The 26,125-nt window shown below is 73.1% G+C and carries 27 protein-coding genes and 1 pseudogene; 14 read left to right on the top strand and 14 right to left on the bottom strand.

Going from position 1 to position 26,125, the window contains the following annotated elements; genetic code table 11:
• Positions 1-12: 12 nt before the first annotated feature.
• The 5 genes from IG62_RS50185 to IG62_RS0120560 form a co-directional block, all read right to left on the bottom strand.
• Positions 13-585: a hypothetical protein gene (locus tag IG62_RS50185; protein WP_030804996.1), complete on the bottom strand. Its 573-nt coding sequence runs from the start codon at positions 583-585 to the stop codon at positions 13-15.
• A complete protein-coding gene (locus IG62_RS42065) occupies positions 582-770 on the bottom strand; it encodes a hypothetical protein (protein WP_234326639.1) in 189 nt (62 codons plus the stop codon). Before IG62_RS42065 ends, IG62_RS50185 begins: the two co-directional genes overlap by 4 nt.
• A 94-nt stretch (positions 771-864) precedes the next feature.
• Complete coding sequence (locus IG62_RS0120570) at positions 865-2,571, bottom strand: DUF3492 domain-containing protein (protein WP_030804993.1); 1,707 nt, start codon at positions 2,569-2,571, stop codon at positions 865-867.
• Positions 2,572-2,776: 205 nt separating this feature from the next.
• Positions 2,777-4,276 (bottom strand): DUF3152 domain-containing protein, encoded by a 1,500-nt coding sequence (locus IG62_RS0120565; protein WP_078872116.1) that lies wholly within the window; start codon positions 4,274-4,276, stop codon positions 2,777-2,779.
• A gap of 8 nt (positions 4,277-4,284) precedes the next feature.
• A complete protein-coding gene (locus IG62_RS0120560) occupies positions 4,285-5,292 on the bottom strand; it encodes an alpha/beta fold hydrolase (RefSeq protein ID WP_030804989.1) in 1,008 nt (335 codons plus the stop codon).
• Positions 5,293-5,474: 182 nt separating this feature from the next.
• Between IG62_RS0120560 and IG62_RS0120555 the strand changes: the two genes are divergently transcribed.
• From IG62_RS0120555 to IG62_RS0120540, 4 genes are all read left to right on the top strand, one after another.
• Positions 5,475-5,693 (top strand): hypothetical protein, encoded by a 219-nt coding sequence (locus IG62_RS0120555; RefSeq protein WP_030804987.1) that lies wholly within the window; start codon positions 5,475-5,477, stop codon positions 5,691-5,693.
• Between the two features lie 148 nt (positions 5,694-5,841).
• Positions 5,842-6,483: a TetR/AcrR family transcriptional regulator gene (locus tag IG62_RS0120550; protein WP_030804985.1), complete on the top strand. Its 642-nt coding sequence runs from the start codon at positions 5,842-5,844 to the stop codon at positions 6,481-6,483.
• 141 nt (positions 6,484-6,624) lie between these two features.
• Positions 6,625-6,852: a DUF3107 domain-containing protein gene (locus IG62_RS0120545; RefSeq protein ID WP_030413910.1), complete on the top strand. Its 228-nt coding sequence runs from the start codon at positions 6,625-6,627 to the stop codon at positions 6,850-6,852.
• A 280-nt stretch (positions 6,853-7,132) separates the two neighbouring features.
• The gene (locus IG62_RS0120540) at positions 7,133-7,423 is read left to right on the top strand and encodes a hypothetical protein (RefSeq protein WP_030804983.1); all 291 of its coding nucleotides are present in this window, start codon (positions 7,133-7,135) and stop codon (positions 7,421-7,423) included.
• Positions 7,424-7,457: 34 nt separating this feature from the next.
• Here IG62_RS0120540 and IG62_RS0120535 read toward each other — a convergent pair whose 3' ends face one another.
• Positions 7,458-8,195, bottom strand: a complete 738-nt coding sequence (locus tag IG62_RS0120535) for a ferritin-like fold-containing protein (protein WP_030804981.1) — start codon at positions 8,193-8,195, stop codon at positions 7,458-7,460.
• Positions 8,196-8,721: 526 nt separating this feature from the next.
• Between IG62_RS0120535 and IG62_RS0120530 the strand changes: the two genes are divergently transcribed.
• The 3 genes from IG62_RS0120530 to IG62_RS0120520 all read left to right on the top strand — a co-directional run bounded on the left by IG62_RS0120530 (position 8,722) and on the right by IG62_RS0120520 (position 12,300).
• Positions 8,722-10,755: a DEAD/DEAH box helicase gene (locus IG62_RS0120530; protein ID WP_037838784.1), complete on the top strand. Its 2,034-nt coding sequence runs from the start codon at positions 8,722-8,724 to the stop codon at positions 10,753-10,755.
• 107 nt (positions 10,756-10,862) lie between these two features.
• Positions 10,863-11,729, top strand: coding sequence for an alpha/beta fold hydrolase (locus tag IG62_RS0120525; protein WP_030804977.1), 867 nt, complete (start codon positions 10,863-10,865; stop codon positions 11,727-11,729).
• A gap of 109 nt (positions 11,730-11,838) precedes the next feature.
• Positions 11,839-12,300: an SRPBCC family protein gene (locus tag IG62_RS0120520; RefSeq protein ID WP_030804974.1), complete on the top strand. Its 462-nt coding sequence runs from the start codon at positions 11,839-11,841 to the stop codon at positions 12,298-12,300.
• A gap of 26 nt (positions 12,301-12,326) precedes the next feature.
• Here IG62_RS0120520 and IG62_RS0120515 read toward each other — a convergent pair whose 3' ends face one another.
• A complete protein-coding gene (locus IG62_RS0120515) occupies positions 12,327-13,253 on the bottom strand; it encodes an NYN domain-containing protein (RefSeq protein WP_030804971.1) in 927 nt (308 codons plus the stop codon).
• Positions 13,254-13,455: 202 nt separating this feature from the next.
• Here IG62_RS0120515 and IG62_RS47850 point away from each other — a divergent pair, with 202 nt between their 5' ends.
• Entirely contained in the window at positions 13,456-13,608 is a 153-nt protein-coding gene (locus IG62_RS47850) for a hypothetical protein (protein WP_181923650.1), read from the top strand.
• An 88-nt stretch (positions 13,609-13,696) separates the two neighbouring features.
• On the opposite strand, the gene IG62_RS0120505 is transcribed toward IG62_RS47850, so the two are convergent.
• From IG62_RS0120505 to IG62_RS0120495, 3 genes are all read right to left on the bottom strand, one after another.
• Positions 13,697-14,302, bottom strand: coding sequence for a MarC family protein (locus tag IG62_RS0120505; RefSeq protein WP_030413917.1), 606 nt, complete (start codon positions 14,300-14,302; stop codon positions 13,697-13,699).
• A gap of 226 nt (positions 14,303-14,528) precedes the next feature.
• On the bottom strand, positions 14,529-15,380 hold the full coding sequence (locus IG62_RS0120500; RefSeq protein WP_030804968.1) for a PHP domain-containing protein: 852 nt from the start codon (positions 15,378-15,380) through the stop codon (positions 14,529-14,531).
• Positions 15,381-15,495: 115 nt separating this feature from the next.
• Entirely contained in the window at positions 15,496-16,134 is a 639-nt protein-coding gene (locus IG62_RS0120495; protein ID WP_030804965.1) for a DUF6758 family protein, read from the bottom strand.
• Positions 16,135-16,346: 212 nt separating this feature from the next.
• On the opposite strand from IG62_RS0120495, the gene IG62_RS0120490 reads away from it, so the two are divergent.
• Positions 16,347-17,612 carry an MFS transporter gene (locus IG62_RS0120490; RefSeq protein WP_030804963.1) on the top strand — a complete coding sequence of 422 codons (1,266 nt, stop codon included), beginning with the start codon at positions 16,347-16,349 and terminating at the stop codon, positions 17,610-17,612.
• Positions 17,613-17,651: 39 nt separating this feature from the next.
• Here IG62_RS0120490 and IG62_RS0120485 read toward each other — a convergent pair whose 3' ends face one another.
• On the bottom strand, positions 17,652-18,248 hold the full coding sequence (locus tag IG62_RS0120485; RefSeq protein WP_030804960.1) for a suppressor of fused domain protein: 597 nt from the start codon (positions 18,246-18,248) through the stop codon (positions 17,652-17,654).
• Between the two features lie 538 nt (positions 18,249-18,786).
• Here IG62_RS0120485 and IG62_RS0120480 point away from each other — a divergent pair.
• A complete protein-coding gene (locus tag IG62_RS0120480) occupies positions 18,787-19,914 on the top strand; it encodes a magnesium and cobalt transport protein CorA (protein WP_030804958.1) in 1,128 nt (375 codons plus the stop codon).
• A 146-nt stretch (positions 19,915-20,060) separates the two neighbouring features.
• Positions 20,061-20,603, top strand: coding sequence for a hypothetical protein (locus tag IG62_RS0120475; RefSeq protein ID WP_030804955.1), 543 nt, complete (start codon positions 20,061-20,063; stop codon positions 20,601-20,603).
• A 36-nt stretch (positions 20,604-20,639) separates the two neighbouring features.
• Here the strand turns inward: IG62_RS0120475 and IG62_RS0120470 are convergent, their stop codons facing one another.
• The gene (locus IG62_RS0120470) at positions 20,640-21,410 is read right to left on the bottom strand and encodes a hypothetical protein (protein ID WP_078872114.1); all 771 of its coding nucleotides are present in this window, start codon (positions 21,408-21,410) and stop codon (positions 20,640-20,642) included.
• 199 nt (positions 21,411-21,609) lie between these two features.
• On the opposite strand from IG62_RS0120470, the gene IG62_RS0120465 reads away from it, so the two are divergent.
• The 3 genes and pseudogenes from IG62_RS0120465 (at position 21,610) to IG62_RS0120455 (ending at position 24,695) form a co-directional block, all read left to right on the top strand.
• Positions 21,610-22,923 carry a magnesium transporter MgtE N-terminal domain-containing protein gene (locus tag IG62_RS0120465; protein ID WP_030804950.1) on the top strand — a complete coding sequence of 438 codons (1,314 nt, stop codon included), beginning with the start codon at positions 21,610-21,612 and terminating at the stop codon, positions 22,921-22,923.
• Positions 22,913-23,492: pseudogene (locus tag IG62_RS0120460) on the top strand (DUF1003 domain-containing protein); the annotation flags it as partial. The gene IG62_RS0120465 and the pseudogene IG62_RS0120460, both read left to right, overlap by 11 nt.
• A 45-nt stretch (positions 23,493-23,537) precedes the next feature.
• Positions 23,538-24,695 (top strand): Mrp/NBP35 family ATP-binding protein, encoded by a 1,158-nt coding sequence (locus IG62_RS0120455; protein ID WP_030804947.1) that lies wholly within the window; start codon positions 23,538-23,540, stop codon positions 24,693-24,695.
• A 109-nt stretch (positions 24,696-24,804) separates the two neighbouring features.
• On the opposite strand, the gene IG62_RS0120450 is transcribed toward IG62_RS0120455, so the two are convergent.
• Positions 24,805-25,449: a hypothetical protein gene (locus IG62_RS0120450; protein ID WP_030804944.1), complete on the bottom strand. Its 645-nt coding sequence runs from the start codon at positions 25,447-25,449 to the stop codon at positions 24,805-24,807.
• A 120-nt stretch (positions 25,450-25,569) separates the two neighbouring features.
• Positions 25,570-26,052, bottom strand: coding sequence for a sec-independent translocase (locus IG62_RS0120445; RefSeq protein ID WP_030804941.1), 483 nt, complete (start codon positions 26,050-26,052; stop codon positions 25,570-25,572).
• Between the last annotated feature and the right edge of the window lie 73 nt (positions 26,053-26,125).

Here is a 26,125-nt window from a genome sequence, read left to right as displayed (position 1 = left end):
GACCACCGAGTTCTACACTATCCTCTTCGTCGGCAGCGTCAGATGTGTATAAGAGACAGCCACCACCCCACCCGCGTACGGCTGCCGCGCCCCTCCGCCGGTGTACGACGACCCGCCACCGGTGTACGACGACCCGCCCGCGTCGTCCAGGGGGTCACCCCCCGTCCCGCGGTCCGCCCCGCAATCCGCCCCGCCGTCCGCCTCCCACTCCCCCGCCGTGCCGTCCAGGGCCCGCTCTCCCGCGCTCGCGCCCGGGCGGGCCGCCGGGCACACCGTGCCGGGTTCCGCGCGCGGTACGCGGGCGTAGAGCTCCTCGGCGAGGGAGAAGACGTCCCGGTGCCGGAAGCGGGCGGCGGTGCGGTCGGTGACGCCGTGGGCCTCCAGGCCGGCGGCGATCTCCAGCGGGTCGACGGCGTGGGCGCAGAGCGCGTGGTGTCGGTGCATCAGGGCGCGTACGGGGTCGGCGGGGCCGCGGCGGGCGGGGCGGGTGGTGGCGGCCTTGCGGGGCGCGGGGGCGAACGCCGTAGGGCCGTCCGCCGCGCTGTGGTGGAGGGCTTCGGTGGTGCGGCGGTCCGGGGTGGTCATCGTTCGTCCCCCTTCTCCGGGGCCGCCGGGGGCACCGGTACCGGGCGAGGGCCCGCGGCGCGGTCCCGGGGTGGGCGGCGGCGGAGGCCGTCGCGGTTGCCGGCGTGGGCCACATCGGCCATGCCCGTCACCAGGGCCACACCCACCACCCCCATCGCGCACATCACGTCCAGCACACTTGTCACCACTGCCGCCACCCCTTTCCTCTCCGTCGCGCCAACCACGACTGCTTCTCGCCCGGTTGGTCCGTAGGCCGCCTCGCCCTCAGCCCCCGTCGCCTCATGGCACCGCCCAGCTCGGCGTCCGGCCGGCCGGTGCGGGTGCGGGCCGGGTGGCCGCGCCGGTGCCGGCCCAGCGGCCGGGGACATGGGATTCGGCGGGGTGGGCGAACGGCTGCGGTACGCCGTGCGCGTCCCGGTCCCGGGCGTCGGCCGGGCGGGCCGGGGCGTGCGAGATCAGCTCCAGGTAGATGCCACGAAATGCCGCGGTGTTCTGCTCGACGGTGAACAGTTCGAGCGCCCGGGCCCGGGCGGCCGCGCCCAGCCGGGCCCTGCGGTCCGGGTCGCCGAGCAGCGCGCCGCAGGCCTCGGCGAGGGCGCGGGGGTTGCGCGGCGGGACCACCAGCCCGGTGCCCCCGATGACTTCGCAGACCGCACCGGCGTCGGTGGACACCGTGGCGCGGCCGCAGAACATCGCCTCCACCAGGGAGCGCGGGAAGCCCTCGACGACGCTGGAGAGCACCACTACGGAGGCGGAGGCATAGGCGTCCGCCAGGGTGGGCGCGTCGGGGCTGCCGATCTCCTCGAAGCTGACCGGGTTCTCGCCGACGGTGACGGCATCGGCCGCCTCGTCGGGGAAGAGCTGGGCGGCCAGCGCCCGGCAGTGGGCGAGGTAGCCGGCCGCCCGGGGGTCCCGGCCGAGGCCGCCGATGATCCGGAGGGTGGCCTCCGGCTCGGCCCGGCGCACCTCCGCGAAGGCGTGCAGCAGCGCGACGAGGTCCTTGGCGGGCTCGACCGCGCCGACCCACACCACTGCCTTGGAGTCGTCGGCCGGGGCGTCCGCGACGGCGGCGAACGGCGCGGCATCCATGCCCGGATGGACCGTGCGCAGCCGTTCCCGGTCCGCGCCGCAGCGCTCCTGCCAGCGCCGGGCGTGCGTGTTGCCGGGAGTGATCAGGGCCGCCTGGGCGTAGGTCTCGGCGGCCAACGCGCCCTGGAGCGCGGCGAGCAGGGCGCGCACCGGGGCACTCATGGGCGCCGCGGCGCGCGCGAGGTAGTGCTCGCGCAGCCGTACGCCGTACTCGGTGACCAGGAGCGGGGTGCCGAAGAAGTGTTTGGCCAGCAGGCCCGGGAGGGCGGCCGCGCCGCCGGAGGTGGCGTGGCAGAGGTCGGCACCGTCGAGGCCGGGGGTGTCACCGTCGCCGTACCAGTCCAACGAGAGCGGGCGCAGGGTGCGTTCGAGCCGGTCGGCGACCGTCAGCAGGTCGCCCACCTGGGCGCCGTGCGCGGCGGGCAGGGCCCGGGGGCCGCGGCAGACCGATTCCAGCCGGCGCACGGCGTCCTCGGAGCGCAGCAGGGCGGGCAGACCACCGTCGTCGCGGGCCTGTTCGGCGAGTCCGTACAGACCGCTGGCGAAACGGTCCGCCTTCCTGGTCAGGGCGTTTTCGGGGGGTGCCGAGGCGATCGCGGCCACCAGGTCGCCGAAGTGCTCGGCGAAGCGGCGCCGGGCCCGCCGTCCGGGCGCCCGGCCGCGGCGCTCGTCCGCGGCCCGGTGGTGCCCGGCGGGGAAGTCGCCCCAGAGGGGGGCGTCGTGCACCCGGACGTGCCCGGGCAGCACGGGCCGGCCGCGTTCGCGCCGGGGGTCGGCGCGCAGGGCGTAAACCTCGAAGTCGTGGCCGGTGAGCCCGCGTACGAGCCGGTCGCACCACGTGTGCGACTCACCCGGCGCGTACGGATAGCCACCCTCGGTGAGGAGACCAATGCGCACGGCGGCACCCCCGTCCTCCCATGTCGGCTTTCCTGACGCGACGGCCGCACGACCGTCGACCTGCAGGAAGACGCTATGCAAAAGGCCCGGTGGCGCGATGGACGGTTGTCCATCGCGCCACCGGAAGGGGTGAAAGCACGTAACTTTCCGCCTCTTGGGGCGTTTCGACGCGCTATGTGATCGCTACGGCACCGCGCGCGCCCGCTCAGTGCGCGGTGGGATACGGCCAGGAGTTGGGCCGGCAGGTCACGCCGTCCGTGGTCAGGAACTTCGTCTGCTGCATCATCACCGGGGCGAGCGCGCCCTGCCGGGTGCAGCCCTCATGGTTGTGCCCGAGCCGGTGGCCGACCTCGTGGTTGATCAGCATCTGGCGGTAGGCGTGCATCTTGTCGCGCCCGTAGGTCTGCGCGCCCTGCGCCCACCGGTAGGCGTTGATCATGACCCGGTCGGTGGCCGCCGAGTCGCAGGAGACGTTCTCCTCGTAGGTGTCGAGACCGGACTTGGCGCACCACTTCGCGGTGGTCCCCGGGCTCGCCAGGGTGATCACGAAGTCGGCCGGGCCGGAGGCCACGCGCTTGAAGGTCCGCTGTCCGCCGTGCGCCCAACTCCGGTCGTCGTTCAGGGTCTTGTGCACCGCCTCGGCGAAGAGCGCGCCGTCCAGCGGCAGTCCCTCCTCGATGTCGACGCGGTAGCGCAGCACCTTGCCGTGGCCGGGCGCCTCGGCGTTCCCGCCGACCGGCTTGAAGCGTCCGCTCGCGGTGAGGTGCGCGTCCAGCGGGAAGACCTGCGCCATCTGCTCGTCGTAACCGGCGGGCTTGGCGTCCTGGGTGGGCCGGGCCTGCGACCGCGAGGCCTCGTCACCGGCCGCGTCGGTACGGTCGTTGCCGCTGCGCGGCTGCGGGTCGCCGCCGTCCTTGTGCTGCTCGGCGACCTGGCCGGCGATGACGACGGCGAGCACGGTGGTGACCGCGGCGGCCGCCGCGCCGGTGAAGGTCCGGCTCTTGCCGCCCCTCCGCGCGCCGTGCCGCGGCTCGTCGAAGGCGGCGTCCGCGCCCGCCGCGAAGTCCCCGTCGGGGTCACGGTCCGCGGGCCCGGCGGGCTCGGGCACCCGTGCGCCCGCCCCGCCACCCGCTGCGTCTTTGGCGTTGGGCCGGGCGTACGCCACGGATGCGGCGGGTGTACGGACGGCGCCGGGCGCACCGGCCCGGAACACATCGTCGTCAGCGTCGTCCGCGCCGTCCGCGTCGAGAGCGCCGCCGGGGCCACCCGGGCCGCCCGGCCGCCGGGAGAACTGCGCCGCGTCGAAGGCGTCCACGTAATCCCGCCGCGGGCCGGGCCCGGTGCCCGGTACGGCCATCGGCGGTGCGCCGGGGGCCATCTCCGCGCGCGGCCGGGGAATCCGCGGCGCGGCCTGCCCGGGCGTCCCGGGCGCGGTCCGCCCGGCTGCCGTCCCGGGCGTCATCGGGGACGCCGGCACGCCCGGGAACGCGCCCCAGGCACCGCCCGGTTCACGCTGTTCGGGGTGGCCGCCGCGGACCGTGTCGCCTCCGGCCGGCTCGCGCCGGCGGCGCCCCGGGCCGGGACCGGGGGCGGGTGCCCGGCCGGGCGGCGGGCTCTGGCCGGGCGGCGGGCTCTGGCCGGGCGGCGCCGCGGACTGCGAGGGGTCTTCGGCCTCCGGCCGGTCTCGGCGGCTATGACGTCCCACGGGGCGTGTCAGCTCCTGCCCGGATCAGCGGTCACTTCGGTCATCTCGGAATCGAGCAGCTCGCGGACGGCGCGCGCCACCGCCTCCGGGTACTCCATCATCGCCACGTGCCCCGCCTCCGGCAGTGTCAGCAGCCGCGAACCGCGGAACGCCGCGGCCGCCCGCCGGGCCATCCGGAGGGAGACCAGGCGGTCGCGTCCACCGTAGACGAGAAGGGTGGGGGCGAGCACGCGTTCGGCCTGCCGCCACAAATTGTGCTGCCCGCCGAGCGTGTACGCGTTCACCAGCGCACGCGCCGAACGCTCCATCACCTCCCAGAAATAAGGGAGTTCGAGCCGCCGGGCGTACTCGGCGGCCGCGGTGTCGAACCCCTCGGGGGTCACCTTTCCGGGGTCGCCGTAACAGAGGGACAGCACCTCGCGGGTGCGGTGCTCGGCGGTCCAGTCGCGGGTGAGCCGGGCGAAGAGGGTGGCGACGCCGGGGACGGCGAGCAGTGCGGTGGGCACCGCCGTGCGCTGCGGCCGCAGCTCGGGCAGGGCCGGCGAGATCAGCGTCAGGGTGCGGACCAGGTCCGGCCGGGCGGCGGCCACGCGGGTGGCGGTCGTGCCGCCCATGGAGTTGCCGATGAGGTGGACCGGGCCGCGGCCGGCCGCGTCGAGGTACCGGATCACCGCACGGGCCTGCGCGAAGACGGAGTAGTTGCCGTCACCGGGCGGCGGGGAGTGCCCGAAGCCGGGCAGATCGAGTGCCTCGCCGTCCAGCCGGTCGGCGAGCAGCGGCATCAGTCCCGACCAGTTCTGCGAGGAGCCGCCGAGGCCGTGGACGTAGAGCGCGGGCTCGCGGTCCCGGGCCGCCCCCGGCCCGCCGGCGTCCCGCCCCTCCGGCGCCCGTACGGTGAGTGTCAGGCCCGGCAGGTTCACGGTGCGCACCGTCTCCGCCGCGCCGGGCCGACCTGGGCCGGCGGGGGGCACCGGGAGGGCGGTGGTCGCGGTGTCCGGCGACTCGGTCGAAGACATGGAGTCGATGTTACGAGACGATCACACCCCCGATCGTGTGTTCGCGGTCACACACCGCATCGCGCCGTCGCGGCCGCTCTCCTACGCTCGTAGGCAGGGGCGGGCCGCCCCTGCCCCTGCTTTCCTGCCAGGCACCAGCCGACCAGCGAGCACGCGAGAAAGCACCGAGAAAGGCAGTCATCATGCATGTCGACCCGACAGACCCGGACACTTTCGTGGACGACAGCGACACCGCCGAAATCGACGTGGAGGCGCCGGAGGCGGACGCCCAGGAGCAGTACGCCGATCTCGCACCGCAGCGCGACGAGGCGCTGAACGGCGTCGACCCGGCCGCCGCGAACGAGGCGGACCTCGCCGAGCAGGCCCGGGTCGTCGAACTGAACGAAGACGAATACCGATGACCTGGGGCGTTATGTCGCATTGGCGGGCCGGAGCCGGAGAGAAATTCTCGGCCCGGACCGCGCACAGCCGGGTTACCCAAAAGTACGATGGCGGGCGCGGTGCACCACCTTGTACTGGCCGCGTAGGGAACGATTTCTGGGAGGCAGCGTGAGCGCCATCGAGCAGACCGAGGCGGCGCGCCCGCGGGGCACACGCCTGCCACGCCGCGCCCGGCGGAACCAGCTTCTGGGTGCGGCCCAGGAGGTTTTCGTCGCACAGGGCTACCACGCCGCGGCCATGGACGACATCGCCGAGCGGGCCGGCGTCAGCAAGCCGGTGCTCTACCAGCACTTCCCGGGGAAGCTGGAGCTCTACCTCGCGCTGCTGGACCAGCACTGCGAGTCGCTGCTGCACTCGGTGCGTTCGGCGCTGGCGTCGACCACCGACAACAAGCAGCGGGTCGCGGCGACGATGGACGCCTACTTCGCGTACGTCGAGGACCCGGGCGGCGCCTTCCGGCTGGTCTTCGAGTCGGACCTGACCAACGAGCCGGCGGTCCGCGAGCGGGTGGACAAGGTGTCGCTGGAGTGCGCCGAGGCCATAAGCGCGGTGATCGCCGAGGACACCGGCCTGTCGCAGGACGAGTCGATGCTGCTCGCGGTCGGCCTGGGCGGGGTTTCCCAGGTGGTGGCGCGGTACTGGCTCTCCTCCGGGAGCGCGGTCCCGCGGGACACCGCGGTGGCCCTGCTGACGTCGCTCGCCTGGAAGGGCATCGCCGGCTTCCCGCTGCACGGCAGCGACACGCACTGACCCTGTTCGCTGCGGGCGTGGTCCACGGCGTCCTGTGCGTCCCCGTACCGGGCTAATGTGTGCTGCGTACGGCGCGGATGGCCGCGCATCCTCCCCCCAGCGGTGCTGGGGGACCTGCAGACCGTCGGAGGGACAAAAGCCGTGGAGGTCAAGATCGGCGTGCAGCACGCGCCCCGCGAGATCGTTCTGGAGAGCGGGCAGTCTGCCGAAGAGGTCGAGCGGACGGTGGCCGAGGCGCTGGCCGGCAAGTCGGAGCTGCTGAAGCTGGCGGACGAACACGGCCGCAAGGTCCTGATCCCGGCGGACCGGCTGGCCTATGTCGAGATCGGCGAGCCGGCCGGCCGCAAGGTCGGGTTCGGCGCGCTCTGATCGACGGGCGCCGCACGGCGCCCGCGGAGCATGAGGGCGGCGGCCCGGGGGACGCGTTCCCCCGGGCCGCCGCCTTTTCCCGTTCGTCCTGGTCGGCGCCCGGTCTCCGGCCCGGTCTCCGGCCCGCTGCGCTGATCGGGCAGCGGGGTGGCGCGCCGAGGGTTGCTGCCGCCGCCCCCTGGGTACGACCGCCTACGACCGATTTGTTCGCCCGACGGATCGGCGCACCGCGCCAGTGGCGTGGTGCCCGAAGCCCGCACGGAACGTGGAAGGGAAGAGCATGATCTTCGAAGCGCTCGGAGCCGTGGCCATCGGCCTCGCCATCGCGGTCTTCGCCATGCGCCGACTGCCCGACCGCTTCCCCGCGCGCGGTCTCACCCTGGCGACCGGCCCGGTCGCGTCCCTGCTCGGCGCGTTGCTGACCCGCTCGATCCTCGGCCCCGGGCACCCCGTCCAGGTGATGCTCGCCGCGGTCGCCCTGGGCGCGGCGCTGCTGTCGGTCCTGGTGCGCCCGCCGCGCAGCCGTCTTCGGCGGCCGGCCGCGACGCTGAAGGGGCACCGGACGGCCTGAAGCGCCCGGCGGCCCCTCCTTCGTACGTCGCCGGTCAGGCCGCCAGGCCCAGCGCCGCCATCCGCTTGGTGTGTGCCTCGGTGATCCGGGAGAACATCCGGCCCACCTCGGCCAGGTCGAAGCCGTCGGCGACCCCGCCCACCAGCATCGTGGAGAGCGCGTCACGGTCCGCGACGACCCGCTGGGCCTGCGAGAGCGCCTCGCCCATCAGCCGGCGGGCCCACAGTGCGAGCCGGCCGCCGACCCGCGGCTCGGCCTCGATGGCCGCCCGCACCTTCTCCACGGCGAAGGTCGCGTGCCCGGTGTCGTCCAGCACCGCCAGCACCAGATCGCGGGTGTCGGCGTCCAGCCGTGCCGCGACCTCACGGTAGAAGTCACTGGCGATCGAGTCGCCCACGTAGGCCTTGACCAGGCCCTCCAGCCAGTCCGACGGTGCGGTCTGCCGGTGGAACTCGTCCAGGGCGGCGGCGAACGGCTCCATGGCCTCGTTCGGCTCGGCCTCGATCTGGGCCAGCCGCTCCCGCAGCCGCTCGAAGTGGTGGAACTCGGCCGAGGCCATCTTGGCCAGCTCGGCCTTGTCGTCCATCGTCGGCGCGAGCTTGGCGTCCTCCGCCAGGCGCTCGAAGGCGGACAGCTCGCCGTACGCGAGCGCGCCGAGCAGATCGATCACGGCGGCCCGGTAGTGCGGGTCGGCGGATGCCTGCGCCCAGTCCTGGGCGGCGATCCCGGTGTGTTCTTGCGCGTCAGCCGCGGCGTTGTCAGGCGTTCCCATGGCGGCACAATAGCCCGCTCGGCGGTCCGGGGAAGGTCCTGGTCAGCCAGTTCCGTTCACCCGTACGACCGGCCCGCCGGAGCGGGGTCCGGGCGGCGCGTGGGGACGTGACGTATTCCTCACTCATACAAGCCTTCGGATGGGGGCGCCGTATCCGGGGTACAGTGGTATTGGACCTGCCGAGTATCGGTGGGTCGTTCCACGAAGCGGATGCCCGGTCGGTGGCCCGATCGGCTCCAAACCGACCGCCCTCCCCCGCGGCGCGTACGAGACGTACGCACAGCAGGAGGCACACCGCTCGCGGCAGGAGCGCCTGAGCGTTGGCAGTGGTCCCGCGCCACCGGCCCCATCTGGCCGGCCCCGTACGAAACCGTGCGACGGTGCGGTACGACCCCCTTCGCCGCCTCACGCCGCGTCTCACAGAAGAGGCAAGATTCTGTCTACGTTCCGAGACCTCGGGATTTTTCCCGAGACCGCCGAGGCCCTGGAAGCTGTCGGCATCGTTTCCCCCTTCCCCATCCAGGAGATGACGCTCCCCGTCGCCCTCTCCGGCAACGACGTCATCGGCCAGGCCAAGACCGGCACCGGCAAGACCCTGGGCTTCGGACTTCCGCTCATCGAGCGGGTCACCGTCCCGGCGGACGTCGAGGCGGGCCGGGCGCAGCCCGAGCAGCTGACCGAGGCACCGCAGGCCCTCGTCGTCGTCCCCACCCGTGAGCTGTGCCAGCAGGTCACCAACGACCTGCTCACCGCCGGCAAGGTCCGCAACGTCCGGGTGCTGGCCATCTACGGCGGCCGGGCCTACGAGCCCCAGGTCGAGGCGCTGAAGAAGGGCGTCGACGTGATCGTCGGCACGCCCGGCCGGCTGCTGGACCTCGCGGGCCAGAAGAAGCTCAACCTCTCGCAGATCAAGAGCCTGGTGCTCGACGAGGCCGACGAGATGCTCGACCTGGGCTTCCTGCCCGACGTCGAGAAGATCATCCAGCTGCTGCCGGCCAAGCGGCAGACCATGCTGTTCTCCGCGACCATGCCCGGCCAGGTCATCTCCCTGGCCCGCCGCTACATGTCGCAGCCCACGCACATCCGCGCCACCGCGCCGGACGACGAGGGCCAGACCGTCGCCAACACCACCCAGCACGTCTTCCGCGCGCACTCCATGGACAAGCCGGAGATGGTCGCGCGGATACTGCAGGCCGAGGGCCGCGGTCTGGCGATGGTGTTCTGCCGGACGAAGCGGACCGCCGCCGACATCGCCGACCAGCTCTCCCGGCGCGGCTTCGCGTCCGGCGCGGTCCACGGCGACCTCGGCCAGGGCGCCCGCGAGCAGGCGCTGCGAGCCTTCCGCAACGGCAAGGTCGACGTCCTGGTCTGCACCGACGTCGCCGCCCGCGGTATCGACGTCGAGGGTGTGACCCACGTCATCAACTACCAGTCGCCCGAGGACGAGAAGACCTACCTGCACCGCATCGGCCGCACCGGCCGGGCGGGCGCCAAGGGCACCGCGATCACCCTCGTCGACTGGGACGACATCCCGCGCTGGAAGCTGATCAACAAGGCGCTGGACCTGCCGTTCGACGAGCCGGAGGAGACCTACTCCACCTCGCCGCACCTCTACGAGCAGCTCCACATCCCCGCGGGCACCAAGGGCGTGCTGCCGCGCGCCGAGCGCACCCGGGCCGGGCTCGCCGCGGAAGAGGTCGAGGACCTGGGCGAGACCGGCGGCCGCGGCCGCGGGCCCCGCCGGGGCGCGGCCGTCGAGGAGGAGCGTCCCCAGCGCACCCGTGCACCGCGCCAGCGCCGCCGTACCCGCGGCGGCACGCCGCTGGACGGCCCGGCTGCTTCCGAGGCGAAGGCGACCGGGTCGCTCGACGCCGCCGAGGGCACCGCGGAGGCCGTTGAGGAGTCCGCGGGTCCGCGCCAGCCGCGCCGGCGCCGCCGGACCCGCAGCGGGCAGGCCGCGGCGACGATCCCGGTGGCGGGCGCCGCCCCGGCGCAGGACACGGAGGCCGCCGACGTGGTGGCCGAGGCCGCTCCGGTCGCCCCGGCGTCCGAGGTGACCGAGGCCCCGGCCAAGCCGAAGCGGACCCGCACCCGGACCCGCAAGGCCGCCGAGGCCGAGCCGGCCGCGCAGGAGGCCGCCGAGGCCGCCCAGGCCGTGGTGGACACCGCCGAGGGCACCGAGGAGGCTCCGGCCAAGCCGAAGCGCACCCGGACCCGTAAGGCCGCCGCCGCCAAGGCCACTTCGGCCGAGGCCGCCGAGGCCGTGGTGGACACCGCCGAGGGCACCGACGAGGCCCCCGCCAAGCCGAAGCGCACCCGCACCCGCAAGGCCGCCGCCAAGCCGGCCGCCACCGAGGCCCCCGAGGCCGCGGCGGTGACCGCCGAGGCCGCTGAGGAGGCCCCGGCCAAGCCGAAGCGGACGCGCAAGACGGCGGCGAAGACTGCTGCCGCCAAGAAGACCGCGGCCGCGGCCCCCGCCGCCGTGGACGGCGAGGAGGCTCCGGCCAAGCCGAAGCGCACCCGGACCCGTAAGGCCGCCGCCGCCCAGCCGGCCGACTGACGCCGTACGGCCCGATCGACCGGACGACCCGGCCCCGCTCCCCGCGGGTGCCGGGTCGTTCGGCGTCCCGGCCCGGTTTTCCCGACCGGTCCGGTTAACCTCACCCCATGAGTAGGCCGCCCACCCTCACGCTGCCCCCGTGCGCCCGCGCGTACCGACTCGACACCGACCGCGGCGAGTTCGCCGTGCACGACGCCCGCCCCGACGGCGCGCCGATCGGGACCGCGCTGCTGGTGCCCGGCTTCACCGGCAGCAAGGAGGACTTCATCGCCTTGCTGGCGCCGCTCGCCGCGGCCGGGTTCCGGGCGGTCGCGCTGGACGGCCGTGGGCAGCACGAGTCCGCCGGCCCGCGCGACGAACGGGCTTACGCCCAGCGGGAGTTGGCGCTCGACGTACTGGCCCAGGCGCGGGCCGTGCAGCAGGCCGGGAACGGTCCGCTGCATCTGCTCGGGCATTCGCTGGGCGGGCTGATCACCCGGGCCGCGGTGCTGCTCGACGCCGCCCCGTTCCGTTCGCTGACCGCGCTCAGCTCCGGTCCGGCGGCCATCGAGACGTCCCAGCAGGCCCGGGTGCGGATGCTGATCGACGCGCTCGGCTCGCTCGACATGGAGGACGTCTGGCGGGCGATGCGCGAGCTGGACCCGCCGGAGGCGGCGGACGCGGAGACCCCGCCGGAGATCGGCGCGTTCCTGCACCGCCGTTGGCTGAACACCGTCCCCGAGCAGCTGATCGCGACCGGCCGGCAGATGCTGGCGGAGCCCGACCGGGTGGCGCAGCTGGCCCGTACCGGGCTCCCCGTGCACGTCGTCTCGGGGGCGCTGGACTACGCCTGGCCGGTGCCGTCGATGGACGACATGGCGCGCCGGCTGTCGGCCCGGCGCACCGTCATCGAGGGCGCCGAGCACTCCCCCAACGTCGAACGTCCGGAGAAGACCGCCGAGGCGCTGACGGGTTTCTGGAGCGGGGTGGGGTAGCGCCCCCGGGGTGTCGTCGGGACAGCGCCGGACGGTTCGGCGAGCATCGAAAGGAAGCGGGCGGGCCGGTGCGGCCCGCCCGGCACCGGCTGCCGACGAAGGGCCCGACATGACCGAGAACCCCCAGGACGACCCGCACGGCATCGCGCTGACCCGCACCTTCGACGCCCGCCGCGACCTGGTCTTCGAGGCCTGGACCACGCCCGCGCACTTCGCGTACTGGTTCGGCGGGGAGCTGACGGTGCCGGTCGAGCGGATGACGATGGACGTCCGGCCGGGCGGGTCGTGGAGTCTGGTCATGCACTCCCCGGACGGCAGCGAGCTGCCGTTCTCGGGGGTGTACCGGCAGGTCGTGCCGCCGGAGGCGCTGGAGTTCACGCTCAACGACGCCTATGCGCCGAGCAGTTCGGAGGGCGAGCTGATCAGGGTGACCCTGAGCGATCTCGGGGACCGGACGGAGATGGCCTTCCGGCAGCTCGGCGGCAACCTCACTCCGGAGCAGTACCAGCAGGCGGAGGCGGGCTGGACGAGCTTCTTCGACCGGCTGGCGGGACTCCTCGCCCGGGCCTGAGCCGCCCTCGGCCGCCCCGGGGCTCGCTAGAGCTGTCCTTGTACGTGCTCCCAGAAGCCGTCCCGCAGCACCCGGCGCAGGTCGGCGTGGCCGCGCAGGGAGTGATGCAGCAGCGCCTCGGCGGCGGTCAGCAGCTCCTGGTCGACGGGCCCGGGGAGGTACGGGTGTCCGGGCAGCAGGCCGGCCGCCCATTCCCGGCCGCGCTCCGAAAGCCATTGGGCGGCGACCCGGGCCCCGACGAAGCGGACCTCCTCCCGGCCGGGTGCCGGGCTCTCGCCGCCGGCCTGGTCGGCGGTGTCGATGCCGGTCCGCCGGGTGACGTAGGGCTTGCAGAAGTCCAGGTCGAAGACGCGGGTGCTGTCGGCCTCCCACAGCAGGGGTTCGGCCTGGTTGCGGCCGGCCGGCGCCTCGATGCCCCACAGGTGGACCCGGGCGCCGTAGCCCTGGGCCGCCTCGACCGCGGAGACCAGGTCCTCGTCGCCACCGATGAGCACCGCGTCGGTGATCGCCCGGTGCCGGGCCAGCGACTCCAGGTCCGAGCGGATCAGGGAATCGACGCCCTTCTGCTGGTTGTTGGCGTTGAGGTTGCCGAGCCTGACCTTCACGTCCGGCAGCTCGGCGATCCGCTGCTGCTCGGGGGTGTGGAGGCGGCGGCGGGCGCCGTCGTACCAGTAGACCCGCAGCAGCCGGCTGTCCGGGAAGATCGTCCGGGACCGCTCGATGAAGGACTCGATGATCCCTTCGGCGTCGAGCTCGAAGCCCTTGCGGTCCTCGGTGCCGGCGACGAGCTTCCCGGCGGCGGCGTAGACGTAGCCGGCGTCGACGAAGGCGGCGTGCACCGAGGGGGTCGTGCCGACCTTGGTGAGGACCCGGGCGAGCAGCTCGTTGGTGCGCGCCATCCCGGCGGCGAGCGCGGCGAGGTCGGTGGGGCCCGAGGGCTGGAGGTCGTTCATACCGGACCCATTGTCCGGGCGGCGGCTCGGCGGGCACAACCGCTCTACCTGCGAGTATTTAGACCGTCGAAAAATTTCTTTAGCGTAGGGAATGATTGCAGCCTGCGGGTCGTTGTACCTGTACGGACGGCGGGCGACGAGGCCCGGTGATCCGCACCACTCACGTTCTCCGCAGGAGGATTCCGACGAAGGGAGAAGCCTGATGCGCTTCGAGATCATGCGCCTGGACGACGTCGACGGCACGGCCGTGGACAGCACCGTCGTGGACGCCGCCTCCGTCAACCGGATCGTGCAGCAGGCCGCCGCAATCGGCCAGCGCATCTACATCCGCCCGGCCGACACCGTCGCCCGTTAATCCCTGGCCGCCCAAAGGCCACCGACGCCGCACCGCCCCCGTACGGAACATGCCGTACGGGGGCGCTGCCATAGGTGGGGGCCGTCGCTCAGGCCGCCTGGATGACCTGCAGCACACCGTTGATGATCTGCTGCACTGCCAGCGCGGACAGCATCATGCCCGCCAGCCGGGTCACCAGGACCACTCCGCCGTCCTTGATCACACGGATGATCACCAGCGAGAACCGCATCACCAGATACAGCACCACATGGATCGCCGCGATCGCCGCCCACACGGAGAGCTGGGCCGCGAATCCGTGGGCGTGCTGCACGGCGAGGATCACCGACACGATCGCGCCGGGCCCGGCGAGCAGCGGCATGCCCAGCGGCACCAGCGCCACGTTGACGTCCTTGGTCTGGGTCGGCTCCTCCGACTTCCCGGTCAGCAGGTCCAGCGCCACGAGCAGGAGCAGCAGCCCGCCCGCGATCATCAGCGCGGGTGTCGAGATGTGCAGCCGGCCGAGGATCTGCCGGCCGAAGAGCCCGAAGACGGCGATCACGCAGAAGGCGACGGCGGCGGCCTGCCAGGCCATCCGGCGCTGGACCTTGGCCGGCCGGCCGGAAGTGAGGGCGAGGAAGATCGGGGTGATCCCCGGCGGGTCCATGATCACGAAAAGCGTGACGAAAAGGGTGCTGAAGACGGCGACGTCGAACATGGTGCTGGCCTTGCGAGAGGGGTACGGACGAGCGGATCGGGACGGTCACGGGCCGGCGCGGGGCACGCACGGGTCCGGGAGTGCGACCGGGAGTGGAAACGGAAGGAGGAGAGGAAGGAGGAGAGGGAGGAGCCGGTGGGCCGCGTGGCGGGTGCCGGCCCGCGGACCGGCACAACGGCGTCGCGCGCGGTCGGTGCGGCGCGGCGGCCGGCGGACCGCGGCGGGCTCAGCCGCCCGCGCCGGGGACGGGGAAGGCGCCGGTGGCGCGGCGCACGATCTCCCCGTAGACCTCGGGGTCGGTGGTGCAGTCGCCGAGGCTGCAGGTCTTGCGGCTGCCGTGGTAGTCGCTGGAGCCGGTGGTCAGCAGGCCGAGGTCGGCGGCCATTCCGCGCAGCCGGGCGCGGGTCGGCGCGTCGTGGTCCATGTGGTCGACCTCGATACCGTCCAGACCGGCCGCGGCGAGTTCGGCGATCGCGCTCTCCGGTACGCACCTGCCGCGCTTGACGGCCAGCGGGTGCGCGAAGACGGTGACCCCGCCCGCGGCCTTGACCAGCCGGATCGCGTCGAACGGGTCGAGCTCGTGCTTCTCCACGTACGCCGGGCCGTCGCTGGCCAGCCAGGACGCGAAGGCGTCGTTGACGGAGTCGACGACGCCCAGCTCCATGAGGGCGGTGGCGATGTGCGGACGGCCCACGGCGCCGTCGCCGGCGATCCGTGCGACCTGCTCCCAGGTGACCGGGATGCCGTGCTCGCGCAGCTTGCCGATCATGGCTCGGGCCCGCGGCACCCGGTCGTCGCGGACCAGCTCCCGCTCGCGGGCGAGTTCGGGCTCCTCGGGGGCGAAGAGGTAGGCGAGCATGTGGAGGCTCACCCCGTCGAGCCGGCAGGAGAGTTCGGCGCCGGTGACCAGCGTCAGCCCCTCGGGCAGCGCGGCCCGCGCCTCGGCGTGGCCGGCGACGGTGTCGTGGTCGGTCAGCGCGACGACGTCCAGCCCGGCGGCCGCGGCGCCGCGCACCAGCTCGGCCGGGGTGTCCGTACCGTCGGAAGCCGTGGAGTGGGTGTGCAGATCGATGCGCACGACGCGGACTCCAGACTGCTGCGGGACGGGCGGGGGACCCCAGAAGGATAACCGGGCCGTCGGACGGCCCGGCCCGTGCCGCCGGGCGGCGCCCCTCCCCGGACGGCCGGCCCGGTCAGCTCAGGATGCGCGGGGAGAGCGCCCCGCAGGGCAGCAGGTCCACCTCGGCGCCCGCCTCGCGCAGGTCCGTCAGCACCAGTTCGTCGTACATCAGCAGCCCGGACTGCTCGGGCCAGGCGATCGCCCACAGCCACAGCCCGCGCGCTTCGCCTGCGAAGACCGCGCGGTCCGGCGGCGCACCGTCGACGTGCCAGAGCGGGGTGGGGCGGCCGGCGGCCAGCACCTTCCCGTGCGCGGGTTTGCCGTCGGACATGTGGGGGCCGGGGTCGGGGCCGTCGATGCCGGCGTAGCGCGCGCCGAGTCCGACGCCCAGTTCCTCGGCGACCAGGAGGAGTTCACCGGGTCCGCCGAGCGGTCCGGGGCCCGTGCAGGCCACCGCGGTCGCCCGGCCGCCGCTGCGGTCGTCGCCCGCGCAGGCCACGCCGGTGAACAGCCAGCCGACCGGCAGCGGCCAGGGCATCCAGACGGGGACCTGCGCGCGGTGCACGACGACGCCGAGCGCCTCGACGCTCGGCGGGACGACCGGCTGGAGCGGATGCACGGTGCCGTGCAGGGCGCACTGCCAGGTGTCGGAGAAGAGACCGGGCGCCCGCACCCGGCCTCCGCACTTCGGACAACTGGGTTCGCCCCTCATAAGGACCAACGGTCCTCCAGGGCCGCCGCCGCGTCAAGGACGATCACCCGACCGATGTGGGCGGAATCACTTGCCACGCCCCGCACTTGACCTCTCCGGCACCCTGCGCCACCCACCCGCGGAGAACTAGTTGCAGCTTGCACTCTTTAGGGCTTCTAACTTAATGTATGTAAACGTCAACGATCTCCGGCAACGGGAAGGGGAACCGCGGCATGAGCGGCACCACGAGCAGCGGCCACGGCGGCGGCACGACGGCCGATCCGTTCGACGAGGGCGGCACCTCCCTGCTGCGCCAGCCGAAGGCCGTCTGGGCCACGGCCGGCGCCTCGGTCGTGGCCTTCATGGGCATCGGCCTGGTCGACCCGATCCTCCCCTCGATCGCCCGGGGCCTGCGCGCCACCAACAGCCAGGTCTCCCTGCTGTTCACCTCGTACTTCCTGATCACCGCCGTCGCGATGCTGCTGACCGGCTTCGTCTCCAGCCGGATCGGCGGCCGCAGGACCCTGCTGCTCGGCCTCGCCTTCGTGGTCGTCTTCGCGGGCCTGGCCGGAACGTCGGACTCGGTCGGCCAACTGGTCGGCTTCCGGGCGGGCTGGGGCCTGGGCAACGCGCTCTTCGTCTCCACCGCCCTCGCGGTCATCGTCGGAGCGGCGGCGGGAGGCAGCGCGGCGGCGATCCTGCTCTACGAGTCCGCGCTCGGCCTCGGCATGGCCTGCGGCCCGCTGCTCGGCGCGGCCCTCGGCAACGCCAGCTGGCGCTATCCCTTCTTCGGCACGGCCACGCTGATGGCGATCGGCTTCCTGTGCATCACGGCCTTCCTCAAGGAGCAGCCGAAGCCCGCCCGCAAGACCTCGCTGCTGGACCCGATCAAGGCACTCGGCCACGGCGGCCTCGCCTCGGCCGCGGTCTCCGCCTTCTTCTACAACTACACGTTCTTCACCGTGCTGGCCTTCACGCCGTTCGTGCTGAACATGACGCCCTACCGTTCGGGCGCGGTGTTCTTCGCCTGGGGCGTGCTGCTGGCGGTCTTCTCGGTGATCGTGGCTCCGCGCATGCAGGCGCGGTTCGGCTCGCTGAAGGTGCTCGGCGGCTCGCTGGTACTGCTCGCCGTGGACGTGCTCATCCTCGGCTACGGCAACCACACCGCGGCCGTCGTCTGCACGATCCTGTCCGGCGCCTTCATCGGCGTGAACAACACCGTCTACACCGAACTGGCCCTCGGCGTGTCGGATGCCCCGCGCCCGGTGGCCAGCGCCGGCTACAACTTCGTCCGCTGGTTCGCGGCCGCGGCGGCGCCCTACTTCGCGCCGAAGATCGAGGAGTGGAGCAACCTCCACATCCCGTTCGTGGTCGCCGCGGTCACCGCGGTGCTGGGCGCGCTGGTGGTCGTCGTACGGCGCGGGGCGCTCACCCACGAGGCGGCGGAGCACCAGCCGCGGCACGCGACCGAGGACGGCGTCACGGTCTTCGCCAACTGACCGCGGCCGAACGGGGGTTGGTGAGCTCGCCCACTCGGCTCACTCCGGTGTGACGTCCAGCGGGACGGACTTGCGGGCCGGATCCCTCAGGTCCGTCCCGTTCGCCAGCCAGCGCTCCTGGAGGGCCTGGGCGCCGTGCACCCGCTTCCAGGCGGCCTCGTTGGGGGTCATCGGCAGCAGCGGCAGGAACCGTACGGGATCCATCGGAGCGTCCAACTCCAGATCCTCCACGAGCCCGCCCGGCTCGCCCACCAGGACCGAGGTGAAGGGCGCGCCCGGCCACAGCGGCTCACCCACGTCGAGGGAGGCGCCGGGGGCCACCACCACGCCCTCCACCTGCGGGGACGCGGCGAGCACGGCGAGCGGGCGGAGCACCTTGTCGGTGTCGGCGCGGCCCGCCTTCACCGACAGCACGAGCTCGGCGCGCGGTCCCTTCAGCGGATCCGCGACCACCACCGTCGGATCGGCCATCGGCCGGTCGGACATCCCGAGCGTGGCGTAGCGCACCACCTGGTCGTCCACGAAGCGGAGCACCTCGATACGGTCGGTGCCGAGGAAGGTGACGGCGGCGCGCGCCTCCGGCTCGCCCAGACTCGTCCGCAGGCGGGCTTCGACCAGCTCAAGAACATCAGACATGTCGCGAGCATATGGCCGCTCGGCCGCCCCGCTGTCGCCGAGCTCCCTGCTCCGTTCGAGCGGTGGGGACCCCGGCCCCTCGGTGACTGCGCTGCGCGGCAGGTTCGTTGTTCGTATGGAACAGGCAAAGCGGCACCGTTCAGCGCCAGGCGGCTGATAGCCTTGCCGTCTGGTCAGGGAATGGCGTTCGTCCCCCAACGGGGACCGGCCGGAGGAGGTGGGGCTGCGGTGGATCCGAGTCGACCGTGCAGTACCGATAGCTCTCCTGTCATCCCCCTCGCGCAGTCACTCTCCTGATCGAGAGCTTCCGTACCCCGCCGCCGAGCGGCGAAACCGGGGAAGCGCCTTTGCGCCGGATGTAGATGACGGAAGAGCGCCTTCGCCTCTTTGTTCCGTGTTCTGCGAATCGCCGTCAGCATCCGCACGGAGCGCCGCCCGCTTTGCGGACGTACCGCCGATGACCGGGGCTACGTCCACCTTCCGGGCAGCGTTACGCCCCGCGCCCGCGCTGACGGCCGGCCCGTGAAGGAGCCCGCCCATGTCGATGATCCGTGACCTGCGCGCCGCCGTCCGCCCGTCCCGACGCCGCGACGACACCCCGTACCGTTCCGAGAGCAACGCCCCGGCCTGCGCCAACAGCGCCATCGTCGACTGCGGCGTGTACCGCGAGGGCCGCCGGGTGAGCGACCACGTCACCCCGGCCGAGGCGATGGCCTCCGTACGCGCCGACGGCGGCTTCATCTGGGTCGGGCTGCACGAGCCCACCGAGGCCGAATTCGCCGGTATCGCCAAGGAGTTCGGGCTGCACCCGCTCGCCGTCGAGGACGCCGTGCACGCCCACCAGCGGCCCAAGCTGGAGCGCTACGACGACACGCTGTTCACGGTCTTCAAGACCGTCCACTACGTCGAGCACGCCGAGCTGACCGCCACCAGCGAGGTCGTGGAGACCGGCGAGGTGATGTGCTTCACCGGCCGGGACTTCATCGTGACCGTGCGGCACGGCGGCCAGGGCTCGCTGCGGGCGCTGCGACACCGGCTGCAGGACGACCCGGAGCTGCTGGCCAAGGGGCCGTCCGCGGTCCTGCACGCCATCGCCGACCAGGTGGTGGACGGCTACATGGCGGTGGCCGGGGCGGTCCAGGACGACATCGACGAGGTGGAGATCGACGTCTTCAGCTCGGGCACCAACGGCAAGGGCACCGGCACCAAGAGCTCCGCGAAGGGCGGCGACGCCGGGCGGATCTACCAACTCAAGCGCGAGGTACTGGAGTTCAAGCGCGCGGTGTCGCCGCTGCTGCGGCCGATGCAGCTGCTCAGCGAGCGGCCGATGCGGCTGGTCGACTCCGACATCCAGAAGTACTTCCGGGACGTCGCCGACCACCTCGCCCGGGTCAACGAGCAGGTGCTGTCCTTCGACGACCTGCTCAACTCGATCCTGCAGGCCAACCTCGCGCAGGCCGCGGTGGCGCAGAACGAGGACATGCGCAAGATCACGGCCTGGGCGGCGATCTTCGCGGTGCCCACGATGATCGCCGGCATCTACGGCATGAACTTCACCTACATGCCGGAGCTGAAGTGGAAGTACGGCTATCCGGCGGTCCTGGTCGTCACCGTCGCGATCTGCGTCGGCATCCACCGCGGCTTCAAGCGGAACGGGTGGCTGTGAGGACGGCCGCGCGCCGGATGCGGCCGGGGGTCCGGGGGTTGCCCCCCGGAGGACACAGCAAGCGGAACGGGTGGCTGTGACGCACCCGCGTTCCACCAGCTGGGCGGGCCCCGGCGGGTTCCGCCCGGGCCATTAGGCTGAGCCGTATGACGGAGACCGTGTCGCAGGCCCTGCAGGATCGGGCGCTCATCGAGGAGGCCACGAAGAAGTCCGGCCTCATCTGGGTGCGGGGTACGACGGGCCCGGCCCGGGCGCTGTGGCACGTCTGGCACGACGGCGCGGCCTGCCTCGTGGGCGACGGCAGCGGTGAGCAGCCGCTGGCGGACCTCGGACTGACCGACGGCGGCCCGGCGACGGTCACCGTACGCAGCAAGGACAAGGGCGGCCGGCTGGTCGCCTGGCAGGCCCGGGTCGTCGAGGCGGCGCCGGAGGGCGACGCCTGGCACTCCGCCGTCGAGGAGCTGAAGGGCAAGCGGCTCAACGCACCGGACGCGGACACCCTTACCGAGCGCTGGGCGCGCGAGTGCCGGGTGCTGCGGCTGGAGCCGGTGGACGCACAGGCCGAGCAGCGGCCCGGCCGGATGCCCGAGGACTCGCACGCCGCGCCGCCGCTGGCGAGCCCCGCGATCACCCGCCGGCCGATCCCGGCGGCGCTGCCGAAGCTGCTGCGCCGCGGCCGCAAGGGCTGACCGGACGCCACCGGGCCGCGGTCCGGGACCGGCCGCTCAGTGCGCGCCGGAGATCTGCGACCCGTAGTCGACGACCTGGTCCTTCGCCGGCGCCTCAAGGTCCACCCGCCGGTCCCAGTCGCCGAACCGGACCACCCCCGCGTCCCCCGCGCGCTGCAGCCGCAGCGGGTACGGCGTGCCCTCCAGGGAGACGTCCAGGACGCCGCCGGCGCCGGCCCCGGCGGCCAGCCGGACGGTGCGGACGCCGCCGACGGTGGAGCGGTCCTTCGCCGTCAGCTTGCCGCGCAGCCCGAGCAGGCTGGCGAGCAGGGTGTCCTTGTCGGTGAAGCCGCTGAATTTCCGGTAGACCGGGTCGGAGGCGGGCACCTTCACGTATTTGCCGCCGAGTTTCTGCGCCGCACCGGACGCGCCGCCCTTCTCGCCCGCCCAGAAGGACGGGTCCGCCTTGAGGTAGAGCGCGCTGCCGACCCGCAGCAGCTGGAAGGCGGCCGCCTTGGTGGTCAGTTCCCCCTTGGCGCCGTTCTCGGCCAGGCTCATGTCGAGCTTGTACGTACGGCCCTTGCTGACGACGTTGCCGGTGAGGTGGACCGTGCCGGCGTGCTCGGCGGCGGCCCGGGTCCTGGCCTGGATCTTCGCCGGGGGCAGCTTCGCCATGCCGTTGGTGCCGGCGTCCGGGTCCTCGTCCGCGCCGCAGCCGGCCAGCCCCGCGGCCAGCACCGCGCAGACCGCCCCCGCGAGCGCGGCGCGCCCCGTACGGCGGGCTCCGGGCAGGCGTCGGGGGCGGGCCCCCGGGGGGATTGCGCTCACGTCGGCTGTGCCTCCTGATGCGGGTGACCTCGACAGCAGTACGGCAGCGTACCTGGGACGTACAGGTGCGTCGGGGGGATGCGTGGCGGTCACCCTACGGCGTCCTCCACCGGGGCGGCGCGGGCCGGGGCGCGTTAGCCTGAACCCGAATTGATGCCTTGTTTCCGGCGAAAACGGGAGAGAAAGGGCGGCGCTCTGCATGGCAGTGGTGACTCCCCGGGTCTTCGTCTCCCACCTCTCCGGCAGTGCCGTCTTCGACCCCAACGGCGACCCGGTCGGCCGGCTGCGGGACCTCGTCGCGCTGCTGCGGGTCGGCGCCCGCCCGCCGCGGCTGCTCGGGCTGGTCGTCGAGGTGATCAGCCGGCGCCGGATCTTCGTGCCGATGACCCGGGTGACCGGTATCGAGTCCGGGCAGATCGTGATCACCGGAGTGATCAACATGCGGCGGTTCGAGCAGCGGGCTTCGGAGACCCTGGTGCTCGGCGAGCTGCTGGACCGGCGGGTGCGGCTGGTGGAGACCGACGAGGAGGCCACCGTCCTCGACATCGGCATCACCCGGCTGCCGGCCCGCCGCGACTGGGAGATCGAGAAGGTCTTCGTCCGCAAGGGCAAGGCCAGGGGCGGGGCGCTGCGCCGCAAGGGCGAGACGCTGACCGTCGAGTGGTCGGCGGTGACCGGCTTCTCGCTGGAGGAGCACGGCCAGGGCGCGGCGAGCCTGCTGGCCACCTTCGAGCAGCTGCGGCCGGCCGACCTCGCCGGCGTGCTGCACCACCTGTCCGCCAAGCGGCGCGGTGAGGTCGCCGCGGCGCTGGACGACGCCCGGCTCGCCGACGTCCTGGAGGAGCTGCCGGAGGACGACCAGCTGGAGATCATCGGCAAGCTCAAGGACGAACGGGTCGCCGACGTCCTGGAGGCGATGGACCCGGACGACGCCGCCGACCTGCTCTCCGAGCTGCCGGACGAGGACAAGGAGCGGCTGCTGGCCCTGATGCGGCCGGAGGAGGCCGCCGACGTGCGGCGGCTGATGTCGTACGAGGAGCGCACCGCGGGCGGGCTGATGACCACCGAGCCGATCGTGCTGCGCCCGGACGCCACGGTCGCCGACGCGCTGGCCCGGGTCCGCGACCCGGACCTCTCCCCCGCGCTCGCCGCCCAGGTGTACGTCTGCCGGCCGCCCGACGAGACCCCGACCGGCAAGTACCTGGGCCTGGTGCACTTCCAACGGCTGCTGCGCGATCCGCCGTTCACCCTCGTCAGCTCGATCGTCGACACCGACCTGCCGCCGCTGCCGCCGGACACCGCGCTGCCGGTGGTGACCGGTTATCTGGCGGCGTACAACATGGTCGCCGCGCCGGTCGTGGACGAGAGCGGCGCCCTGCTCGGCGCGGTGACCGTCGACGACGTACTGGACCACCTGCTGCCGGACGACTGGCGGGAGTCCGAGCTGTACGCCGGCGGGACGGCCGGGCTGCCCGGCGCCGAGAGCCGGGCGGAGGCACCGGATGGGCGCTGAGGAGCGGGACGGCGCGCGCGAACGCGCCCGGGCGAACGGCGCCTCGGCGGTGCGGCGCGGCGCCGCCGAACGGTCCCGGGTGCGGCTGGACGTGCCGCGCACCCCCCGCCGGACGTTCCTGCCGGAGTACGACCCGGAGGCGTTCGGGCGGCTGTCGGAGAAGATCGCCCGCTTCCTGGGGACCGGACGGTTCATCGTCTGGATGACCGTCGCCATCATCGTGTGGATCACCTGGAACGTGACCGCACCGGACCACCTGCGGTTCGACGGCTACCCGTTCATCTTCCTGACCCTGGCGCTGTCGCTGCAGGCCTCGTACGCGGCGCCGCTGATCCTGCTGGCGCAGAACCGCCAGGCCGACCGGGACCGGGTCACCCACGAGCAGGACCGGCAGCGCAACGAGCGGTCGATCGCCGACACGGAGTACCTGACCCGGGAGATCGCGGCGCTGCGGCTGGGGCTGGGCGAGGTCGCCACGCGGGACTGGATCCGCTCCGAACTGCAGGACCTGCTGCGGGATCTGGAGGCGCTGCCGGAGGGCCGCCGCGGAGAGTGACGAACGCGACCGCCGACGGCCTTTCCGGAGGCCGCCTCATGCGCCGTACCATCGGGTCATGGCTCACGACACTGCCCCAGGCACCCCGAGCGAGGACGCGGTCCGCGCCGCGCTCGCGACGGTGAACGACCCCGAGATCCACCGTCCCATCACCGAACTGGGGATGGTCAAATCGGTGGACATCGCGGCGGACGGCGCGGTGGCGGTCGTGGTCTACCTCACCGTCTCCGGCTGCCCGATGCGCGAGACGATCACCCGCAACGTGAGCGACGCGGTCGCCGGGGTCGAGGGCGTCACCGGCGTCCGGGTGGACCTCGAAGTGATGAGCGACGAGCAGCGCAAGGAGCTGGCGGCGTCGCTGCGCGGCGGCACCGCCGAGCGCGAGGTCCCGTTCGCCAAGCCCGGCAGCCTCACCCGCGTCTACGCGGTCGCCTCCGGCAAGGGCGGCGTCGGCAAGTCGTCGGTGACGGTGAACCTCGCCGCGGCGATGGCGGCCGACGGCCTGAAGGTCGGCGTCGTGGACGCCGACATCTACGGCCACTCCGTGCCCCGCATGCTCGGCGCCTACGGCAAGCCCACCCAGGTCGAGAACATGATCATGCCGCCGTCGGCGAACGGCGTGAAGGTCATCTCGATCGGCATGTTCACGCCCGGCAACGCCCCGGTCGTCTGGCGCGGCCCGATGCTGCACCGCGCCCTCCAGCAGTTCCTCGCCGACGTGTACTGGGGCGACCTGGACGTGCTGCTCCTGGACCTCCCGCCCGGCACCGGTGACATCGCGATCTCCGTCGCCCAGCTCGTCCCGAACGCCGAGATCCTGGTCGTCACCACCCCGCAGCAGGCGGCGGCCGAGGTCGCCGAGCGCGCGGGCTCCATCGCCGTCCAGACCCACCAGAAGATCGTCGGCGTGGTGGAGAACATGTCCGGGCTGCCCTGCCCGCACTGCGACGAGATGGTCGACGTCTTCGGCACCGGCGGCGGCGAGCGGGTCGCCGAGGGCCTGACGAAGACCACCGGTACGCAGGTGCCGGTGCTCGGCGCCATCCCGATCGACGTCCGCCTCCGCGAGGGCGGCGACGAGGGCAAGCCGGTCGTGCTGACCGACCCGGACTCCCCCGCCGGCGCGGCCATCCGCGCGATCGCCGGCAAGCTCGGCGGCCGCCAGCGCGGCCTGTCCGGCATGTCCCTGGGGATCACCCCGCGCAACAAGTTCTGAACGAGTTCTTGCGAGGAAAGGGGCGGGCCCCGATGGGCCCGCCCCTTTCCCTTTCCCTTGCCCGCCGCGCTCGGCCGACCCGGTCGCCCGTGCCGGCCGTCAGCGCCGCTCAGCCGGCGTACGAGCGGATGTCCTCGACGACCGAGAATCCAAGTCCGTAGGCGCTCATTCCCCGCCCGTAGGCGCCCAGGTGTACCGGCTCCGGGCCGTCGCCCGCCGAGCCGGCCAGGACCCAGCCGTACTCGGACTCGCGGTAGGCGAACGAGGTCGGGACGCCGTCGACCGGCAGCATCAGCTCGCTCCAGGCCCCGCCCCCGAGGTCGTCGGCCAGCTCCCAGGCCAGCATCGTCTGCTGGTCCAGCCAGGCCTGGCGCAGCGTGCGGTCCATCTGGGTCGGCCAGGTGTGGTTGAGCAGGCCGGAACCGGCGAGCCAGGCGGCGGTGGAGACCGACGTGGCCTCCAGTACGCCGGTGCCGTCGGCGCTGCGCCGGACGGGCCGGCTGGCGACCGTCACCACCACCGCGAACCGCTCGTCCTGCGGGGACTCCACCTTGATCGTGGGCTGCTCACCGTGCCCGGTCGCGCCGTGCTCGACGGTGCCGTCCGCGGCCGCGCCGACCTGCATCAGCCAGCGCGGACCGGTGAACGCCTCGTCGAGGCCGTACCACGGGAACGCGGCCAGCAGATAGCCGTCGGCCTTCCGGCCGACCGTGGCGGGCGCCTCTTGTTCCGCTGTCCGACTCGTCGTCTCCATCTGAGCGGAGCCTCCTTGTTGCCCTGCGTCGTGGGCGGCCCGCCCCCCTCAGGCGACCAAACCCCGGACACCCGGAGCATAGCCATAGGGGTCAATACTGCCCGGGCATACCGGAGTGTGTCAGGTGGCGTCGGCGTCGAACGGCGGACGCTCGTCCGGCTGCCCGTTCACGGGCTTCTTGAGCAGGTCCGGACCGCCCGAGGAGGCCGGCGACTCCTTGGAGAGGGAGATCCCTGAGCCGTTCGGGTGCGCGGCCGCGGAGCCGCTCTCGCGGCTGTGCACGGCGTCGGTGACCTCGGCCATCTCCGTGCGGAAGTCGAAGCCGTTACGGATCTCCTGGAGGTCCTTGAGGCCGTACTCGTCCTTCTCCAGGACGTGCTTGCGGACGAAGTTCTTGGGCTTGAGGTCGTCGAACTCGAAGTCCTTGAAGTCCGGGCCGAGCTCGTTGCGGATGTCCTGCTTGGCGCTGTCGGAGAACTCCCGGATCTTGCGGATGACCCCCATCACGTCCTGGATGACCTTGGGGAGCTTGTCCGGACCGAAGACCAGTACCGCCAGGATGACGATCGCTACCAGCTCTAGGGGTCCTATGTCGAAGAACACCTTGCAGCTCCTTGGGTCATCCGCGGCCTTCGTCGGCCTATGGGCCAGGCCGCCTCTCACCGTACCTGGCCCC

It is taken from the genome of Streptomyces sp. NRRL S-337, from assembly GCF_000720175.1.
Classification (GTDB): domain Bacteria; phylum Actinomycetota; class Actinomycetes; order Streptomycetales; family Streptomycetaceae; genus Streptomyces; species Streptomyces siderophoricus.
Note: the sequence above shows the minus strand (reverse complement) of the source record. Positions and strands in the feature narration are given on the sequence as shown.

Bases quoted from the DNA above. Each gene is read 5' to 3' on its own strand.
- IG62_RS50185 (WP_030804996.1), bottom strand. From the start codon at position 585: ATGACCACCCCGGACCGCCGCACCACCGAAGCCCTCCACCACAGCGCG.
- IG62_RS0120560 (WP_030804989.1), bottom strand. From the start codon at position 5,292: ATGTCTTCGACCGAGTCGCCGGACACCGCGACCACCGCCCTCCCGGTG.
- IG62_RS0120555 (WP_030804987.1), top strand. From the start codon at position 5,475: ATGCATGTCGACCCGACAGACCCGGACACTTTCGTGGACGACAGCGAC.
- IG62_RS0120540 (WP_030804983.1), top strand. From the start codon at position 7,133: ATGATCTTCGAAGCGCTCGGAGCCGTGGCCATCGGCCTCGCCATCGCG.
- IG62_RS0120535 (WP_030804981.1), bottom strand. From the start codon at position 8,195: ATGGGAACGCCTGACAACGCCGCGGCTGACGCGCAAGAACACACCGGG.
- IG62_RS0120530 (WP_037838784.1), top strand. From the start codon at position 8,722: ATGACGCTCCCCGTCGCCCTCTCCGGCAACGACGTCATCGGCCAGGCC.
- IG62_RS0120525 (WP_030804977.1), top strand. From the start codon at position 10,863: ATGAGTAGGCCGCCCACCCTCACGCTGCCCCCGTGCGCCCGCGCGTAC.
- IG62_RS0120520 (WP_030804974.1), top strand. From the start codon at position 11,839: ATGACCGAGAACCCCCAGGACGACCCGCACGGCATCGCGCTGACCCGC.
- IG62_RS0120515 (WP_030804971.1), bottom strand. From the start codon at position 13,253: ATGAACGACCTCCAGCCCTCGGGCCCCACCGACCTCGCCGCGCTCGCC.
- IG62_RS47850 (WP_181923650.1), top strand. From the start codon at position 13,456: ATGCGCTTCGAGATCATGCGCCTGGACGACGTCGACGGCACGGCCGTG.
- IG62_RS0120505 (WP_030413917.1), bottom strand. From the start codon at position 14,302: ATGTTCGACGTCGCCGTCTTCAGCACCCTTTTCGTCACGCTTTTCGTG.
- IG62_RS0120495 (WP_030804965.1), bottom strand. From the start codon at position 16,134: ATGAGGGGCGAACCCAGTTGTCCGAAGTGCGGAGGCCGGGTGCGGGCG.
- IG62_RS0120490 (WP_030804963.1), top strand. From the start codon at position 16,347: ATGAGCGGCACCACGAGCAGCGGCCACGGCGGCGGCACGACGGCCGAT.
- IG62_RS0120485 (WP_030804960.1), bottom strand. From the start codon at position 18,248: ATGTCTGATGTTCTTGAGCTGGTCGAAGCCCGCCTGCGGACGAGTCTG.
- IG62_RS0120480 (WP_030804958.1), top strand. From the start codon at position 18,787: ATGTCGATGATCCGTGACCTGCGCGCCGCCGTCCGCCCGTCCCGACGC.
- IG62_RS0120475 (WP_030804955.1), top strand. From the start codon at position 20,061: ATGACGGAGACCGTGTCGCAGGCCCTGCAGGATCGGGCGCTCATCGAG.
- IG62_RS0120465 (WP_030804950.1), top strand. From the start codon at position 21,610: ATGGCAGTGGTGACTCCCCGGGTCTTCGTCTCCCACCTCTCCGGCAGT.
- IG62_RS0120455 (WP_030804947.1), top strand. From the start codon at position 23,538: ATGGCTCACGACACTGCCCCAGGCACCCCGAGCGAGGACGCGGTCCGC.
- IG62_RS0120450 (WP_030804944.1), bottom strand. From the start codon at position 25,449: ATGGAGACGACGAGTCGGACAGCGGAACAAGAGGCGCCCGCCACGGTC.